General features: G+C 58.1%; 14 protein-coding genes. 7 read left to right on the forward strand and 7 right to left on the reverse strand.

Annotated elements, in window-relative coordinates:
• Positions 1 to 37: 37 nt before the first annotated feature.
• The 5 genes from grxC to ACEPPP_RS11105 form a co-directional block, all read right to left on the reverse strand.
• Complete coding sequence (grxC, locus tag ACEPPP_RS11085) at positions 38 to 289, reverse strand: glutaredoxin 3 (protein WP_374086665.1); 252 nt, start codon at positions 287 to 289, stop codon at positions 38 to 40.
• A gap of 33 nt (positions 290 to 322) precedes the next feature.
• On the reverse strand, positions 323 to 2,638 hold the full coding sequence (topA, locus tag ACEPPP_RS11090) for a type I DNA topoisomerase (RefSeq protein ID WP_374086667.1): 2,316 nt from the start codon (positions 2,636 to 2,638) through the stop codon (positions 323 to 325).
• Positions 2,639 to 2,740: 102 nt separating this feature from the next.
• A complete protein-coding gene (locus ACEPPP_RS11095) occupies positions 2,741 to 3,208 on the reverse strand; it encodes a DUF494 domain-containing protein (RefSeq protein ID WP_374086668.1) in 468 nt (155 codons plus the stop codon).
• Between the two features lie 15 nt (positions 3,209 to 3,223).
• The gene (gene dprA, locus ACEPPP_RS11100) at positions 3,224 to 4,243 is read right to left on the reverse strand and encodes a DNA-processing protein DprA (protein ID WP_374086672.1); all 1,020 of its coding nucleotides are present in this window, start codon (positions 4,241 to 4,243) and stop codon (positions 3,224 to 3,226) included.
• 79 nt (positions 4,244 to 4,322) lie between these two features.
• Complete coding sequence (locus ACEPPP_RS11105; protein ID WP_374086674.1) at positions 4,323 to 5,441, reverse strand: LysM peptidoglycan-binding domain-containing protein; 1,119 nt, start codon at positions 5,439 to 5,441, stop codon at positions 4,323 to 4,325.
• Positions 5,442 to 5,542: 101 nt separating this feature from the next.
• On the opposite strand from ACEPPP_RS11105, the gene def reads away from it, so the two are divergent.
• The 7 genes from def (at position 5,543) to ACEPPP_RS11140 (ending at position 14,346) form a co-directional block, all read left to right on the forward strand.
• Positions 5,543 to 6,055 (forward strand): peptide deformylase, encoded by a 513-nt coding sequence (def, locus tag ACEPPP_RS11110; RefSeq protein ID WP_374086676.1) that lies wholly within the window; start codon positions 5,543 to 5,545, stop codon positions 6,053 to 6,055.
• The gene (fmt, locus tag ACEPPP_RS11115; RefSeq protein WP_374086678.1) at positions 6,052 to 6,975 is read left to right on the forward strand and encodes a methionyl-tRNA formyltransferase; all 924 of its coding nucleotides are present in this window, start codon (positions 6,052 to 6,054) and stop codon (positions 6,973 to 6,975) included. The genes def and fmt overlap by 4 nt, the downstream gene beginning before the upstream one ends.
• 18 nt (positions 6,976 to 6,993) lie before the next feature.
• Entirely contained in the window at positions 6,994 to 8,268 is a 1,275-nt protein-coding gene (rsmB, locus tag ACEPPP_RS11120) for a 16S rRNA (cytosine(967)-C(5))-methyltransferase RsmB (RefSeq protein ID WP_374086679.1), read from the forward strand.
• Positions 8,246 to 8,818: a DUF4390 domain-containing protein gene (locus ACEPPP_RS11125; RefSeq protein WP_374086681.1), complete on the forward strand. Its 573-nt coding sequence runs from the start codon at positions 8,246 to 8,248 to the stop codon at positions 8,816 to 8,818. The genes rsmB and ACEPPP_RS11125 overlap by 23 nt, the downstream gene beginning before the upstream one ends.
• Positions 8,800 to 10,941, forward strand: coding sequence for an ATP-binding protein (locus ACEPPP_RS11130; RefSeq protein WP_374086683.1), 2,142 nt, complete (start codon positions 8,800 to 8,802; stop codon positions 10,939 to 10,941). The genes ACEPPP_RS11125 and ACEPPP_RS11130 overlap by 19 nt, the downstream gene beginning before the upstream one ends.
• 17 nt (positions 10,942 to 10,958) lie before the next feature.
• Positions 10,959 to 12,320: a sigma-54-dependent transcriptional regulator gene (locus tag ACEPPP_RS11135; protein WP_374086685.1), complete on the forward strand. Its 1,362-nt coding sequence runs from the start codon at positions 10,959 to 10,961 to the stop codon at positions 12,318 to 12,320.
• Positions 12,321 to 12,402: 82 nt separating this feature from the next.
• Positions 12,403 to 14,346, forward strand: a complete 1,944-nt coding sequence (locus ACEPPP_RS11140; RefSeq protein WP_374086687.1) for a trypsin-like serine protease — start codon at positions 12,403 to 12,405, stop codon at positions 14,344 to 14,346.
• Between the two features lie 86 nt (positions 14,347 to 14,432).
• Here ACEPPP_RS11140 and pyk read toward each other — a convergent pair whose 3' ends face one another.
• Both pyk and gap read right to left on the reverse strand, forming a co-directional pair.
• On the reverse strand, positions 14,433 to 15,878 hold the full coding sequence (gene pyk, locus ACEPPP_RS11145; RefSeq protein ID WP_374086689.1) for a pyruvate kinase: 1,446 nt from the start codon (positions 15,876 to 15,878) through the stop codon (positions 14,433 to 14,435).
• Between the two features lie 15 nt (positions 15,879 to 15,893).
• Entirely contained in the window at positions 15,894 to 16,907 is a 1,014-nt protein-coding gene (gene gap / locus ACEPPP_RS11150) for a type I glyceraldehyde-3-phosphate dehydrogenase (protein ID WP_374086690.1), read from the reverse strand.
• Positions 16,908 to 17,109 lie beyond the last annotated feature (202 nt).

Consider the following 17,109-nt stretch of genomic DNA (forward strand, 5'->3'; position numbering starts at 1 on the left):
CAGCCGCCCCGCAACGCGCTTGCCGATGGCGGCAAGCTCAGTCGGTCAACAACGGATCCAGCTGCTTTTGTTGATCGAGCGCATACAAATCATCAAAACCGCCGATATGACGGTCGTCGATAAAGATTTGCGGCACCGTGCGCCTGTTGCTTTTGCTGATCATTTCGTCGCGCAGAGCGGGTTCATCGACATTGATTTCGGTGTAGCTGACGCCTTTTCGGTCGAGCAGGCGTTTCGCCATGATGCAGTAAGGACAGATCTTGGTCGTATAGATGATGATGTTCGGCATGGATGGACTGGGTTATCGCAGATAGGGGCGCGCCTATTTCGGCCCTTCGATGTCGGCAGGATCGCCTTCGTAAGGCGTCGCATAGCTGCACTCCTTCTGCGGACAGACTTTTTCGACGCCGCGCCGCTTGGTTTCCTTGACGGTCAAAACCGGCCAGTTGCATGCCGGGCAGCTTTCCTTCAGCGGCGCATTCCACAGCGCATAGTCGCATTTCGGATATTCCGAACAGGAATAAAAAATCTTGTTGCTGCGCGACTTGCGTTTCAGGATGCTGCCTTTTTTGCACTTCGGGCATTCGACGCCGGTATCGAGCGGTTTTTCCAACGGCTCGATATGGCGGCATTTCGGATAGGCGCTACAGCCGATGAACTTACCGTAGCGGCCTGACTTCAAGACCAGCGGCGATTCGCATTTCGGGCAGACCCGGCCCTCGACCACCTCCGGCTCTACCGCTTCGTTTTGGTCTTCGTTCAGATTGCGGGTATAGGAACAGCCCGGATAATTGGTGCAGCCGATGAAACGGCCGTTGCGGCCCAGACGAATCGACAAGGGACTGCCGCACTCGGGGCAGTTTTCGTCGAGCGCTTCCTGGGTCACGTCCTTGCGCTGCACGTTCTCGTCTTTTTCCTGGATCAGCGTGTTGAACGGCTTCCAGAAGTCGCTCATCAACGGAATCCAGTCCTTCTCGCCGCGCGACACCGCATCGAGATCGTCTTCGAGCTTCGCGGTAAAGTCGTAATCGACATATTTCGTGAAATGCTCGGTCAGAAACTTGTTCACGATGCGGCCGACATCGGTCGGATGGAAGCGCTTGTTTTCGAGCGTCGCGTAATCGCGGTTCTGCAAGGTCGAGATGATCGAGGCATAGGTCGAAGGCCGGCCGATGCCGTGTTCTTCGAGCGCCTTGACCAGGCTTGCTTCGCCAAAACGCGGCGGAGGCTCGGTGAAATGCTGCGCGTTCACGATGTCGTTCAGCGGCACCGGACGGCCCTCTTCGAGCGGCGGCAGGAAGCTTTCCTTGTCGTCGCTGTCGCTGGTGTCGTCCTTGCCTTCCAGATACACCGCCATGAAGCCGGGAGAGGCGATCGTCGAGCCGGTCGCCCTGAATGTGTGCTGGCCTGCTTCGCCGCAGCTCAGGTCGACCGCGATCATGTTGATCGTCGCCTGGATCATCTGACAGGCGATCGTGCGCTTCCAGATCAGGTCGTAAAGCTTGAACTGCTCGTCGCTGAGATGATTTTTGAGCTGGGCGGGCAGATAGCGAGGGTAAGTCGGCCGAATCGCTTCATGGGCTTCCTGCGCGTTTTTCGACTTGGTCTTGAATACGCGCGGATCTTTCGGCACGTTTTCCGGGCCGTAATTTTCCGCGATCATCTCGCGCATCTCGGCGACCGCCTCGACCGACAGATTGACCGAGTCGGTACGCATGTAGGTGATCAGGCCGGCGGTTTCGCCGCCGATGTCGATGCCTTCGTACAATTGCTGGGCGACCATCATCGTGCGCTTGGTCGTGAAGCCGAGCTTGCGCGCGGCTTCCTGTTGCAGCGTCGAGGTCGTGAACGGCGGCGCGGGATTGCGTTTCTGCTGTTTCTTTTCGAGCTTGGTGACGATCAGGCGGCCGTCCGCCGCCGCCAATAAAGTTTGTCTGGCTTGCTCGGCAGTCTCCTGGTCGGTGATGCTGAATTGATTCAGCTTTTCGCCGGCCAGATGGGTCAGCTTGGCCTTGAAAGTCTGCTCGTCGGCGGTCAACTGCGCGTCGATCGTCCAGTACTCGCGGCTCTTGAAGGCCTCGATTTCGAGCTCGCGCTCGACGATCATGCGCAGCGCGGGGCTCTGCACGCGGCCGGCGGACAGGCCGCGACGGATCTTTTTCCACAGCAGCGGCGACAGCTTGAAGCCGACCAAATAATCGAGCGCCCGGCGCGCCTGCTGCGCATTGATCAGGTTCGTCGCCAGCTCGGCCGGATGCGCGATCGCCTCGGTCACCGCCTTCTTGGTGATTTCATGAAAGACGACCCGGTGCACCGTTTTGTTCTTCAGTGCTTTTTTTTCGTTCAACAGCTCATAGAGATGCCACGAGATCGCCTCGCCCTCGCGGTCGGGGTCGGTCGCGAGATAGAGCGCATCGGCGTCTTTCAACGCCTTGCCGATCGCCTGCACATGGCGCAAATTGCGCTCGATCACCTCATATTTCATCGCGAAATCATTGTCGGGATCGACCGCGCCTTCCTTAGGAATCAAATCGCGGACATGGCCATAGGAAGCCAGCACCTGAAAATCCTTACCCAGATATTTTTCGATGGTTTTGGCCTTGGCGGGAGACTCTACGATGACGAGATTTTTGCTCATTTATCCTTAAAAGATTTCACGGTGCAGGGGACAATGTACAGGGATTCGGTTCAAATGGCATGCATTTCAGCCCCCTGAACCTGGTGTCTTCTGCCGCAATGATCAATGCAAATAGGTTGGGATCAGATCGTAAACGTAATCTTCCATGCGGGAGAACGCGATTTCCTGGTCGGGCTGGCTGAGCAGCACCATCAGCACGATCCATTTGAGTTTTTCGACCGATATTTCCTCGTTTTCGAGCGCCATCGCCCGATCGATCACGATCTCGCGGTTCGCCGAACTCAGGATGCCTTTTTGCTCCAGAAACAGGATCAGGCCGAGGCATTCGGTGCTCAGCTTGGCGGTTTCCTCGGCGCAGAAAATGCGGAACGCGGGCGCGACGGTCGGCGCAATCGCGCGCTGCAAGCTCAACGACTCCAGCCAGTCGAACGCCTTGCTGACTTCGAGCTGTTCGAAGCCGGCTTCGAGCAATTCGGTTCTGATCACATCGCTATCTGGCAGGATTTCGATTTCGCCCTCCATATAGTTTTCGAACAGGTACATCAGAACATCAAAAATATTTTCTTTCATAGCGCTCGCCAGAGATTATTTAATTCGGGTATAACAGCCACCCGCGACCGCCGAAATGTAGCCGTTCAGTTCCAGAATCAGCAGCATCGAGGCGATCGTTTCGACCGATTTGCCGGTTTTTTCGACCAGATCGTCGATAGATGTGGGGTCATACATGACTAGATTCAATAATGTTTGTTGCTCCAGGTCAAGCATTGATTGTTCCGGTGCCGGCGTATAATTCCTATCTTGTTGATAATATTGATGTAACTCTTCAAGAATATCTTGCACGGTTTCGACAAGTTTGGCGCCTTCGCGGATCAGCGCGTTGCAACCGCGCGCCAAGGGGTTATGGATCGAGCCCGGGATCGCAAACACTTCGCGGTTTTGCTCCAGCGCCAGACGCGCGGTGATCAGCGAGCCGCTGTCCTTGGCGGCCTCGACGACCAGGAGGCCCCGGCACAGGCCGCTGATGATCCGGTTGCGGCGCGGAAAGTGGTGCGCCAAGGCCGGCGTACCGGGCGGCAGTTCGGTCACGATCGCCCCTTGCTTGATGATTTGGCTGGCCAAATTTTTGTTCTTGGCCGGATAAATGCGGTCCGGTCCGGTGCCGACCACCGCGACGGTCAATCCCTGCCCATGCAGGGCACCTTCATGGCCGGCGGCATCGATGCCGAGGGCGAGGCCGCTGGAAATCACGAAGCCGTGCGCGCTCAGCGCCTTGGCGAATTCGAATGCGGTTTCACTGCCGAGCGAGGAAGGGTTCCGGCTGCCGACGATCGCGATTTGCGGCCTGGACAGCAAATCCGGATGGCCGCGCACGAACAGCAGCGGCGGCGGATCGGCAATTTGCTTCAGTTGCTCGGGATAGAGAGGATCGGCAAGCGTAAGAATATGTTGATCCGGCTGCCTCGACCAGGCGAGATCGCTCTCGATCAAGGGCCAGTCGGGGTTGCGGATCGCTTCGATCGCGTCGGGTTTGAGGCCCAGGGAGGCCAGAGTGGAGGAGGATTCGGAAAACAATTGCGCCGGGGCGTGCGTTTCCAGCAGGCTCAAAAAGGTTCTGCTGCCGACTCCCGGCGCGCGCGACAGCGCAAGCCAATAAGAAAGATCGCAAGAGGCGTTGGGCGTAGGACTACTCAGGGGTTTGCACTTTGTCTAGGACATGGATATCTTTTCGCGCCTGCATCACCAGCGCATAACTGACCCGCTCGAACGGTCGAAATACCATCAGCTTGCCGGCGTATTCGTCGGGCATTTGCACCTCGTCATTTTTGACCGGGCTGTAAGGGTCGCGAGCGATTTTGCCGCGCTGATAGATGTCCAGCTCATGGCCGGTTTTCAGTCCGTCGGCGGTGCCCTTGTCGATCACGACGACATTATACCTGCCGATTTGCGTAACGCCATCATGTACGCCGATGATAGTGGCCTTGATGCTTTCCTCGGGCGGCATCGGAAAATAATTCAACACCACTTCCTGCTCGTTGGTCGGCAAAATCCGGTCGCCGACGCGGATCTCGCCGCTCGCCTTCGTGATCGTCAGCGTCGCCGGATCGCCGGCTTCCTGCAAGGTCAGATCGGCGACATATTTGGCTTCGTAACCCAACACTTCCTGGGTTTCCGGGTTCACCAGGGTATCGCCTTCGCGGTAAACCGCATAAGTCAGGCTCTCGGGCTGGTCGATCGAGCGCACATAAACCTTGTCACCGGTGCCGGCAATCAAATGCTCGCCAGCCAGATCCACTATATAAGGTGCGGAGTTCAATTCGTTTTGACCGAGTACGCGCGGCAGGGACAGGTATTTCTGAATCGCATCGGCCGGAATCAATTGAATCGCTTTCGCCGAGACGGACTCGCGTATGCAGGGCCGTAACTTGCCCTCGGCGGACAGCGCAAAACTGGTGCGTCCGTTTTTGATGTCTTCATCGCTGAGCACGCAGGGCCCCGAGGAAGGGGAAACGGCCGAGGCTTCGGTCGGGGAAAAACTCAGCCGCGGCTGGCCGTTCACCGTCGAGAAATAGACCGTATCGCCGGGATAGATCAGGTGCGGATTTTTGATCTGATTATTGTAGCTCCACAACAGCGGCCATTGTCCCGGGTTCCGCAGAAACTTGCCCGAAATGTCCCACAGCGTGTCGCCCTGGACGACCGTATAGCGTTCCGGATGGGACGGATTTAAGTTGATTTCTTCGGCCAGCAGCGCAGAGCTGCACAGCAATGGAACTATGAATCCGAGAATCGTTCGAAAAGCCATAAATAAAACCTGCCGGGTGTTTTTAAACTGTCTGATTTTAAAGTTTAGATGAATTCATATAGAATTCCAGTATTGACTACTAAGCAAGTGTGGAGAGTTCGTTGAGTATTTTAACCATTCTGGAATTTCCGGATGAGAGGTTACGCAAAAAAGCCGAAAAAGTGCAGGCGGTCGATGATTCGATTCGAAAACTGGTCGACGACATGCTGGAAACGATGTACGAATCGCGCGGCGTCGGTCTGGCCGCGACCCAGGTGAATGTACACAAGCGGGTCATCGTGATCGATGTCAGCGAAGAAAAAAATGCGCCGATTTGCCTGATCAATCCCGAGATCATCGAGAAGGACGGGGTCGAGGAGTCCGAGGAGGGCTGTCTGTCGGTGCCCGGATTTTTCGAGAAGGTGAAACGGGCCGAGCATATCCGGGTCAAGGCGTTGAACCGCGACGGCAAGACTTTTGAACTGGAGGCGAAAGACCTGTTGGCGGTCTGCGTGCAGCATGAAATGGACCACCTGGAAGGCAAGTTGTTCGTCGATTATCTGTCGCCGTTGAAGCGTCAGCGCATCAAGACAAAACTCGAAAAAATACATCGGATGGAAGCCAGCAGAGCATGAGGATCCTATTTGCCGGCACGCCCGAATTCGCGGTGCCAACCCTGAAGATGCTGCTGGCTTCCGGGCACGAGATTTGCGCCGTTTATACGCAACCCGATCGCCCCGCGGGACGCGGCCGCAAACTGCAGCCGAGTCCGGTCAAGGAAACCGCATTGGCCGCGGGCATTCCGGTGTTGCAGCCCGAATCGCTGAAATCGGCCGATGCGATCGCTCAGCTTGCGGCTTTTGAGCCCGATTTGATGGTGGTCGTCGCCTTCGGCATGATCCTGCCGCAGGCGGTGCTGGATGTGCCGAAATACGGCTGCCTGAATGTCCATGCCTCGCTGCTGCCGCGCTGGCGCGGCGCCGCGCCGATCCAGCGCGCGCTGATGGCGGGCGATGCGGAAACCGGCGTCACGATCATGCGCATCGTGTTGAAGCTGGACGCCGGCGACATGCTGCATAAGGAAGTCATTGGGATCGGAAGCGATGACACTGCCGGCGATCTGCACGACAAACTGGCCGCCCTGGGCCCTGTGGGGCTCGAAAAAGTCTTGCGCCAGGTCGAGTCCGGCACGGTCAAGGCCGAGCCGCAGGACGAAGCCCAGGTGACTTATGCGGCCAAGCTCGAAAAAAGCGAGGCGGCGCTCGACTGGACGCAGCCTGCGGACGCTTTGGACCGGCAGGTGCGCGGATTGAATCCCTGGCCGGTCGCGCAGACTTTGTATCGCGGCGAGGCCTTGCGGGTCTGGCGCGCCGAGCCGATTCCCGGAAACGCGGCCGCCGAGCCCGGCCGCGTCAGCTGCGCGCGCAAACAGATGGACGTGGCGACCGGCGACGGCTGGCTCAGGCTGCTCGAAGTGCAATTGCCCGGGGGTAAACGGATGCCGGCGCAGGCATTTCTGAATGCGCATGACATCGATGGCCAGAAGCTGGGTTGACGCACCGTGAATTTACGCTTGATTGCAGCCAAAGTGCTGACCCGGGTCGTGGTGGACGGCCAGTCGCTGACCTCGGCGCTGGAACAGGCCTTGCCGGCCATCGAGTCGGCGCAGGACCGTGCCTGGGTGCAGGCTCTGTGTTACGGCGTTTGCCGGCATTATCACCGTCTCGACTTCATCCTGACGCAGCTTGCGGACAAACCGCTGAAGGATATTCATATCCGGCTGTTGATTCTGGTAGGGCTTTATCAGCTCGGTTTCATGCGCATCAAAACGCACGCGGCGGTCTCCGAAACGGTGAATGCGGCAGGACGCAAGCCTTGGGCGAAAGGACTGATCAATGCGCTGCTGCGGCGCTACCTTCGGGAAAAAGATCAATTCGAGCAAGCGGCTGACCGGAACCCGTCCGCGCGTTTAAGCCATCCCGAGTGGATGATCGACAAAATCGGCCGCGACTGGCCCGAACAGGCCGAAGCCTGCCTGCAGGCCAATAACCTGCAACCGCCCTTGACCTTGCGCGTCAATCTGGCGCGAATTTCCAGAGACGACTATCGCGGGCTGTTGGCCGAACAGGGCATTGCGGCCGAGCCGCATGCCTTTTGCGATGCCGCGCTGATTCTCGGCAACCCGGTGCCGGTCGAGACGCTGCCGGGTTTTACCGAAGGCCAGGTATCGGTTCAGGATGCCGCCGCCCAGTTGGCGGCCGGCCTGCTCGATGTGCGGCCGGGGCAGCGGGTGCTCGACCTCTGCGCCGCGCCGGGCGGTAAAACCGCGCACATCCTGGAAATGCAGACACAACTTAAGGAGTTGGTCGCGGTCGATGTCGACCGCGAGCGCATGCGCCGCGTAGAGGAAAATTTGCAGCGCCTGCGGCTGCCGGCCAGAACGATCGTCGGCGACGCCGCCGAGCCGCAGAGCTGGTGGGACGGACAATTGTTCGACCGCATTCTGGTCGATGCGCCGTGTTCGGCGCTCGGCGTGATTCGCCGCCACCCCGACATCAAATTGCTGCGCCGCGCCGAGGACATCGACGCGCTGAAGGCGCAGCAACGCGCGATCCTGCGCTCCGCCTGGAGCCTGTTGGCGCCGGGCGGGATGTTGGTGTATGCGACCTGTTCGGTATTGAAGGATGAAAACGAGCGGCAGGTGCTGAACTTCTTGACCGAGCATTCCGATGCCAGCGAACTGCCGATCGCGGCGGCATGGGGTATCGCCGGCGCCGCAGGGCGGCAGATCCTGAGCGGCGATGCGGCCATGGACGGTTTTTATTATGCGCGCCTCCGTAAAGTCTAAGGTGGCGCTGCTGTTCTTGATCTGGGCCTGGCTGATGCCGGCGCCGGTGTTCGCGGGCGCCTATGCCGCGCTCGTCAAGGACGCCGAGCTGACCTTGCAGGACGAGGAGTATGCGCTGTCCGCCGAGATTCAATACCGGCTCAGCCCGAAAGCGACCGATGCCTTAAAAAACGGCATCCCGTTGTTCTGGGCGGTCGACATCGAGATCAAGCGCCAGCGCGATTTTTGGTGGGATCAAACGATCGCGGAAAAGCATCTGCGCTTCAAGATTCAGTACCAGGCGTTGCTGAATGTCTACCGGGTGCGCAATGAAGACAGCGGCGAAGGCGGCAATTTTTCATCGCTGGCCGCCGCCTTGGGTGCCCTGTCTTCGATTCGTTACGTGCCGGTGCTGGGCAAATCCGCGTTGGCCGAAGGCGAGCGCTATGCGGTAGGCGTGCGCGTCGTGTTCGAGCGCGAGTTGCTGCCTTTGCCCTTACGTCCCCTGGCCTATCTGAATCCGCAGTGGTACTTATCCAGCGGCTGGTATTTATGGAAACTGAAAAACTAAAACCGCCGTTCAGCGTTTCGATCCTGATCCTGTTCGCGCTGATCCTGTTTTCGCTGCAATTGATGAGCACCGCAACGCAGGAGTCATCGGAGCTCAGCGCGATGTATTCCTGGCTGCTGCTGATCAATGCGCTGGGCTCGATCGTGTTGTTCGTGCTGGTTGCGGCGAATATTTATGCGCTGGCGCGCCAGCTCAAAAAACGGGAAGCCGGCTCCCGGCTGACCACGCGCATGTTGTCGCTGTTCATGGTGCAGGCCCTGGCGCCCGCCGCGATCGTGTTTTATTTTTCGATGCAGTTTCTGCACCAGGGCATCGACAGTTGGTTCAACGTCGAAATCGACCGGGCGATGGAGGATGCGCTCGAACTGAGCCAGGCGTCCCTGGACCAAAGGATGCATTGGCACTTGATGCAGACCCGGCAACTGGCCGAAAAACTCCAGCTGAGTTCGGAAGGCTTCAGCGCGCATGAGATCGACAATTTCCGCGCGCAATTGGGCGCCTCCGAGATGACGCTGTTTTCGAGTCAGGGCCGCATCATCGCGTCCAGCAGCGTGAATCCGGTGGATATTCTGCCGAGCATTCCCGATGACCAGACCTGGCTGCAATTGCGCCAGAGCGGCGATTACATCGCGCTGGCGCCGGTCAGCGAGAACGAGTTGATGATCCGTTCGATGGTCGCGGTCAAGGGTCTGGAGACCTGGTATATCCAGACGCTGTTTCCGGTGCCGCTGCGCATTGCCGACTTGGCCGATTCGGTCGAATTCGCGTTCGTGCGCTACCAGGAAATGAATTTCCTCCGGGATTCTTTGAAACTGACTTTTTCGCTGGCCTTGTCGCTGGTGCTGTTGATGAGCTTGCTCGCGGCGATCTGGGTCGCATTCATCAGCATCCGCAAGATCGTCGCGCCGGTCAAGGAACTGGTCAAGGGCACGCAGGCGGTCGCCTCGGGCCATTACGACCAGCAGTTGCCGGTCGCCGCGCAGGACGATCTGGGATTTCTGGTCGAATCGTTCAATACGATGACCCAGCGCATCGCGAGGGCGCGCGACGAGATTCGCCAGGCCGGCGTCGAGGTCGAAAACCAGCGCGCCTATCTCGAAACGATTCTGGCCAACCTGACCGCCGGCGTGATCAGCTTCGATTCGAACTATAAAATCCGCACCGCGAATCAGGCGGCGTTCCGGATCTTCCATGTACACGTGAATCAGTTCATCGGGCAGTCGTTGTTATCGCTGGCTCAGGATCATGCCGAATTGTCCGAACCGTTGAAATCGATTCAACGCCTGCTCGAACAGGCCGATGACATCTGGCAGCAGCGGATCGCGTTTTTGGGGCCGAACGGCCGTCAGGAACTGCTCTGTCGGGGCACGCCGATGTACTCGCACGAAGGCATGCGCGTCGGGGCGGTGGTCGTGTTCGACGACGTGACCGATCTGATTCAGGCGCAGAAAAATGCGGCCTGGGGCGAGGTCGCCCGGCGCCTGGCGCATGAAATCAAAAATCCGTTGACGCCGATCCAATTGTCGGCCGAACGCTTGCAGCTTAAACTGTCCGCCAAGCTGGAAGACGGCGATGCCGATATGTTGCAGCGCTCGACCCGCACGATCGTGCAACAGGTCGAGGCGATGAAGGAAATGGTCGATGACTTTTCCGAATACGCGAAGACCTCTAAGAAGCAGCGGGTCAACATCGATCTCTATGCGCTCGTCCAGGAGGTGCTGGCGCTTTATGCGTTGAAATCAGGCGCGGTGATACAGGCTGAGCAGGACAAAAAACGGCTCTCGATCAACGGCGATCCGGTCAGCATCCGGCAAGTGCTGCATAATCTGCTGAAGAATGCCCTGGAGGCGACCGAAGGCCATGGCCATATCGAAATCGATATGCACCGGATGCAAAAGAACAACAGCGATTTCATCGAAATCGGTTTTTTTGACGATGGGCCCGGCATCAAGGACGAACAAATCGAGCAAATTTTCGAGCCCTATGTTACAACTAAGGCCAAAGGCACCGGGCTCGGGCTCGCGATCGTCAAAAAAATCATCGAAGAACATGGCGGCGCGATCTGGGTCGATACCCGGCGCAAACAAGGCGCGGGTTTCATCATCCATCTGCCGGCAATTTAACTTTTAAGCAAACCGATATGAACGCAAACAAACCTCGTATTCTCGTCGTTGACGATGAGCCGGAAATCAGAAGCCTGGTCGGCGAAATTCTCGCGGATGAAGGCTATGAAGTCGCGATGGCGGATAACGCCGGTGCGGCCAGGGAATTGAAAAAGGTGCAAAACCCGAGCCTGATATTGCTCGATATCTGGATGCCGGACACCGATGGCATCACGCTGCTGAAGGAATGGGTCGCGGAGGATTCGATGTTGTGTCCGGTCGTGATGATGTCGGGGCACGGCTCGGTCGAAACGGCGGTCGAGGCGACGCGTTTGGGCGCCTACGATTTTCTCGAGAAGCCGTTGTCGCTGGCCAAATTGTTGCTGATCGTCGGGCGCGCGCTCGAGACGAGCAATCTGCAAAAGGAAAATGCCGGCCTCAGGCAGCAATTGTTCGCCGACATCGAACCGGTCGGCAAAAGCGCCTCGATCGCCCGCATCAAGGACCAAATCAAGCGTCTTGCCCAGCATGACGCGCGCGTGCTGTTGGCCGGAGAAGCCGGCGTCGGCAAGGAATTGTTCGCGCGTTATCTGCATCACAACAGCCCGCGCCGGGACGGGCCGTTTGTCGATGTGGCGGTCGGCAGCATCGCGCCGGAAAACTCGGCCGTCGAATTTTTCGGCAAGGAAAGCCCCGGCAAGGTCAACCCGGGTCTGCTGGAGCGCGCGCACCGCGGCACCCTGTTTCTCGGCGAAATCGGCGGCATGGACAAGGAAACGCAACTGCGCCTGCTCAGCGCGCTGGAGTCGAGCTCCTTCCTGCGCGTCGGCGGCAGCGAGGCGGTGCGCGTCGATGTGAAGGTGATCGCCTCGACGCGGATTCCTTTGGACGAGGAAGTCAAGGCCGGACGCTTCCGCCAGGACTTGTACTATCTGTTGAACGAAGTTTTTTTGATGATTCAGCCGTTGCGCGAGCACAGCGAAGACGTGCCGAGCCTGTTGAGCTATTATGTCGATTATTTCGTGAAGCACGAAAACCTGCCGTTCCGCAAGTTTTCGATGGCGGCGCAGAATTTCCTGCGCAACTACAGCTGGCGCGGCAATGTGCGCGAGCTGAAGAATCTGGTGCAGCGCCTGATGATTCTCGGCGTCGGCGAGGACATCGAGCTGGAAGAAGTCAAATCGGCCTTGGGTACCGTCAGCAACGACGTCGCCACGCCTTCGTCGGTGCCGGATTTTTTCAATCTGCCGCTGAAGGACGCGCGCGATCAATTCGAAAAGGCCTATCTGGAATATCATTTCGAAAGGAGCGGAGGTAGCGTCGCCAAATTGTCTTCGATCGTCGGCATGGAGCGCACGCATTTATACCGCAAGCTGCATTCGTTGAATATCAAACTATAATTCGAACGCCGGGGCCTGCAGGATCGAGCGACAGCAAGGGGCCAGGCGCTGCCATAGGAATCCCCGATGGGGAATGAAGGCCATGCATAAACACCTCGCACTCTCTATCTACCTGTGGCTGGGCTCCGCCTCTGCGTTTGCCGGCGCACCTCAACCCGCGATTGTCAATGGGGTGGCGACCCAGGATGAGCCTGCGACCGGCGCATTGCTGTTATCGGTCAGGCCTGGCGCGTCGCCACCGTCTTATGTGGGCATCTGCTCGGGGACGCTGATCGGCTGCAGCAGTTTTTTGACCGCTGCGCATTGCGTATGCGAAAACCTGGAAGCATTATCCAACAATGGGTCACAGACCTGCGATAAAAGAAAGGCGGCCGATTTGCGGGTCTTTCTGCAAAACAGCGGCATTCATCAGGTTTCCGCGGTCAAGGTGCATCCCTCCTTCAAATTCGGCAAGGCTTCCGACGTGGCGGTGCTGACTTTGGCGGCGCCGGTGCAGGGTATTCCGCCGATGGCGGTCAACAGCACGGCCACGCCTCCTCTCGGCACCTCCGGTATCATTGCCGGTTTCGGCGTATCATCCGCGACGACCGAGGATTTTGGGATAAAGCGCACCGGTAAAATCGTTACCGCCGATTGTGCAGATGCCGGCGTGCCGCAACCCGCGAATATTTGCTGGGAGTATCAGGGTGGCGCGGAGGGAGAGGATTCGAATATTTGCTTCGGCGATTCGGGCGGGCCGTTGTTCATTGACTTGGGCATCAAGCGGGTCATCGCCGGTATTTCTTCCGGCGTTTTCGATAATTGCCAGGTGAATAGCTTTTCGTTTGACACCAATGTCTATCAAAACCACAACTATATCAAATCCAAGATAGCCCGTGTCCTGGACGAAACCGGACGCTGCCGTATCGACATCAGAAAACGGCTTAAGACGTACGCCAATAGCGTCTATAACGCGAAAAAACAATGCCTCGACGCCGCTTTGGCCGGCAAGACGCCGCTCGGCAGCTGTCTGAACGAGAAGGCGGCGAAGAAAATCGACAAGGCGGTAAAGGCGCTTGCCGCGGAAAAAATCGCGAAGCGCTGTCCGGCTGAAGTGATCGAGAATAGCGCGCTAGGCGGCAGGTGCGCGAGCGCGGCCAATCCCGATGAACTCAGGCAGTGTATTGTCGATGCGGGAAATGACGCGGTAACCCGGATGCTCGATGCGCAGTACGCCGACGCGGAAGCCGACTTCCCTATCGCCGACAGGGTCTTGGCAAAATGCCAAAGTACGATCAGCAGTGCCGCGAAAAGTTACCTTTTCAAAAGTCTGAATGCGCTGAATCAATGCGAGGCTAAGACCGATAGAGCGCTAACGGACGTTTCCGCCCGCCCCTTGTCCTCAACGTTAGACATCCTGGATAAATATGCCGCCAGCCTGCAAAAGAAAATCCTTAAGGCGTGCCCCGAGGGCGCCGTCGAAGGCTTGATCGCGGGCGGCGACCGCTTTGGCGCCGGCTGCAATGATCCGGCGCTGGATGCGGCCCTGGCGGCCGCCTGCGAAAAAACCGAACACGACCAAGTCGCCGAGGCGCTGGGTGAGCTGGCGCCCGCAAGGATCAGTGCCTTCAATGCGGAGAACTGCGGATTCGTTTCGCAAGTCGGCGATGCCGATACGGCAATCGTCCAGCAAACCCGCGCTACCGGTGAGGCGGTGCCGGATGTGAACGACGTCGTGCTGCACAAGTTTGACGTACCGGAAGGCGTCCGTTTCCTGCGGGTTACCCTGAATGGCCAGGAAACGGTTCTTTCCAAGCTGTTCAGTACGGTAGACAACAGTCTCGATTTGTACCTCAGGCACCAAGAAACGCCGAGCGTGGCTCCTCGGGTAGCGGATGCCTTCTCAATCAACACGGGGGGCTTCGAAGCGTTGCAGGTAAAAAATCCGGCGCCCGGGGAATGGCGCGCGTTGGTCCATGATGCGGGAGAGGTAAAGAACAAGCCTTACCAGTTGACCGTTACGATGATCAAGCAGAGAACAGATTAAAAGGCGGAGGCGACGGAAAGCCTGGCTTGCGGGGAGAATCGGAGAGAGTTCGCCTCCGGCCACGCCGGAGGCGAACGGATAGAGCCTTAAGGCGTCAGGCCTTGACCGACCACAACCACTTTCAGCGTATTGGTGCCGCCTTCGACGCCATTCAAATCGCCTTTGGTGATGATGAATTTGTCGCCGTCTTTGGCTTTATTCCATTTGCGCAGTTTCTCGACGATGCTGCGATTCACTTCGGCATGATCCTGATTCAGTTCCAGCGGGAAATAGATCGGGAACACGCCGCGGTACAGGGTCACCTTGCCCAGGGTCTTTTCCAGGCGGCTCATCGCGAAGATCGGAATGCCGGAGCTGATCCGCGACATCCACAGCGGCGTCGCGCCCGATTCGGTCAGCGCGACGATGCCTTTGATCTGGGTATGGTTCGCCATGTACATCGCGGACATCGCGATCGCTTCGTCGTCACGCTGGAACTGGATATTGATCCGGTGATCGGACTCGCGCATGCTCGGCTGCTTTTCCGCTTCGATGCAGATCCGGTGCATCGCTTCGACCGCCTTGACCGGGTATTTGCCCGAAGCGGTTTCGGCCGACAACATGATCGCGTCGGTGCCGTCGAACACCGCGTTCGCGACGTCCAGGACTTCCGCGCGCGTCGGAATCGGATTGTCGATCATCGATTCCATCATCTGCGTCGCGGTGATCACGACCCGGTTCAATTCGCGGGAGCGCTTGATCAGTTTCTTCTGTACCGCCGGCAGATTCGCATCGCCGATTTCGACGCCGAGGTCGCCGCGGGCGACCATGATCACGTCGGACGCCAGGATGATTTCATCCATCACGTCCAGCGCCTCGGCGCGTTCGACCTTCGCGACGATGCCCGCATGGCAGCCTTCGGCTTCGAGCAGGCGGCGCGCCTCGTTCAGGTCTTCCGCGCAGCGCGGGAAAGACACCGCGACGAAATCGCATTGGATCTTCGCGATCGTCTTGATGTCTTCCTTGTCCTTGTCGGTCAAGGCCGCCGCCGACAGGCCGCCGCCGAGCAGGTTGATGCCCTTGTTGTTGGACAGGTAACCGCCGACTGCGACCTTGCAGTTCACACGCAGGTTCTTTTCGACATTGACCACGTCCAGCACGATGCGGCCGTCGTCCAGCAGCAGGCGGCTGCCGGGTTTGACTTCCTTCGCCAAGGGTTCGTAGCTGATGCCGACCTGCGTTTCGTCGCCGTCGAGCTTGCCGAGATTGATGTCCAGCGCGAAGTCCTGGCCTTCGTTCAAGAACACCTTGGTGTCCTTGAAGCGCTCGATACGGATCTTGGGGCCTTGCAGATCGCCCAGAATGCCGACGCGGCGTCCGGTTTTCTTGCTCAGCTCCCGAACCCGGTTCGCGCGATTGATATGATCTTCCGCGGAGCCGTGCGAGAAATTCATCCGCACCACGTCGATGCCGGCTTCGAATAACCCCTCCAGCACACCGGGTTTATCGGTGGCAGGTCCCAGGGTCGCTAAAATTTTGGTTCTTCTTAACATTCGATGAATAATGACTTATTGAGCGTTGACTAAGGCAACGGTGGTGTCCAGCATCCGGTTCGAGAAGCCCCATTCGTTGTCATACCAGGACAACACCTTCACGAAATCGCCGTCAACCACATAAGTGGAAGGGGCTTCGAAGATCGAAGATGCCGGATTGTGGTTGAAGTCGGTCGAAACCAGCGGCAGGTTGTTGATCGCCAGGATGCCTTTCAACGGGCCTTCGGAAGCGGCGGTCAAAATCGCGGTGATTTCTTCCTTGCTGGTCGCTCTCTTCGCCTTGAAAACCAGGTCGACGACCGAGACGTTGATGGTCGGAACGCGCATCGCGAAACCGTCCAGCTTGCCTTTCAGTTCCGGCAATACCAGGCCGACCGCGGCAGCCGCGCCGGTTTTGGTCGGGATCATCGATTGGGTCGCGGAACGCGCGCGGCGCAGGTCGCTGTGATAGACGTCGGTCAGCACCTGGTCGTTGGTGTAAGAGTGGATCGTGGTCATCAGGCCGTGCTCGATGCCGATCGCGTCATGCAGAGGCTTGACCAGAGGCGCCAAGCAGTTGGTGGTGCAGGAGGCGTTCGAGATGACGGTGTCGGACGCTTTCAGGGTCTTGTGGTTGACGCCGAACACGATCGTCGCATCGACATCGTTGCCGCCCGGTGCGGAGATGATCACTTTTTTCGCGCCCGCGGTGATGTGCGCGGAGGCTTTCGCCTTGCTGGTGAACAGGCCGGTGCACTCGTGCACGACGTCGATGCCCAGTTCGCCCCAAGGCAGTTTGGATGGATCGCGCTCGGAGAAGACGCGGATTCTGTCGCCGTTGATCACGATATAGTCGCCGTCAACGCTGACTTCGAAAGGAAACTTGCCGTGAACCGAGTCGTATTTGGTCAAATGGGCATTGGTGTTGCTGTCGCCCAGGTCGTTGATCGCGACGACTTGAATTTCATTGGTGCGGCCTGATTCATAGAGCGCGCGGATCACATTGCGGCCGATCCGGCCATAACCATTGATTGCAACTTTAATTGCCATTGAGTCTCTCCAGAGTGATGAGTATGAAAAACCAACTGTATTGAGGGGTTGTCGAACTACCCCAAAATCCCGCTACTATACCAAAAATCAAGGGGATTCGTCTATTGACAAAGGCATGAAATTTATAACGGCGTGTTTGAAGCCTGGGTTTGCATTCATAGTCGATCTCTGAAAAAGAAAGGCCGCCCGGCAGTGCTGCCTC

This window comes from Methylomicrobium lacus, from assembly GCF_041897535.1.
Taxonomy (GTDB): domain Bacteria; phylum Pseudomonadota; class Gammaproteobacteria; order Methylococcales; family Methylomonadaceae; genus Methylomicrobium; species Methylomicrobium lacus_A.

Bases quoted from the DNA above. Each gene is read 5' to 3' on its own strand.
- ACEPPP_RS11105 (WP_374086674.1), bottom strand. From the start codon at position 5,441: ATGGCTTTTCGAACGATTCTCGGATTCATAGTTCCATTGCTGTGCAGC.
- ACEPPP_RS11125 (WP_374086681.1), top strand. From the start codon at position 8,246: ATGCGCGCCTCCGTAAAGTCTAAGGTGGCGCTGCTGTTCTTGATCTGG.
- ACEPPP_RS11140 (WP_374086687.1), top strand. From the start codon at position 12,403: ATGCATAAACACCTCGCACTCTCTATCTACCTGTGGCTGGGCTCCGCC.
- grxC (WP_374086665.1), bottom strand. From the start codon at position 289: ATGCCGAACATCATCATCTATACGACCAAGATCTGTCCTTACTGCATC.
- ACEPPP_RS11130 (WP_374086683.1), top strand. From the start codon at position 8,800: ATGGAAACTGAAAAACTAAAACCGCCGTTCAGCGTTTCGATCCTGATC.
- topA (WP_374086667.1), bottom strand. From the start codon at position 2,638: ATGAGCAAAAATCTCGTCATCGTAGAGTCTCCCGCCAAGGCCAAAACC.
- ACEPPP_RS11095 (WP_374086668.1), bottom strand. From the start codon at position 3,208: ATGAAAGAAAATATTTTTGATGTTCTGATGTACCTGTTCGAAAACTAT.
- fmt (WP_374086678.1), top strand. From the start codon at position 6,052: ATGAGGATCCTATTTGCCGGCACGCCCGAATTCGCGGTGCCAACCCTG.
- ACEPPP_RS11135 (WP_374086685.1), top strand. From the start codon at position 10,959: ATGAACGCAAACAAACCTCGTATTCTCGTCGTTGACGATGAGCCGGAA.
- gap (WP_374086690.1), bottom strand. From the start codon at position 16,907: ATGGCAATTAAAGTTGCAATCAATGGTTATGGCCGGATCGGCCGCAAT.
- pyk (WP_374086689.1), bottom strand. From the start codon at position 15,878: ATGTTAAGAAGAACCAAAATTTTAGCGACCCTGGGACCTGCCACCGAT.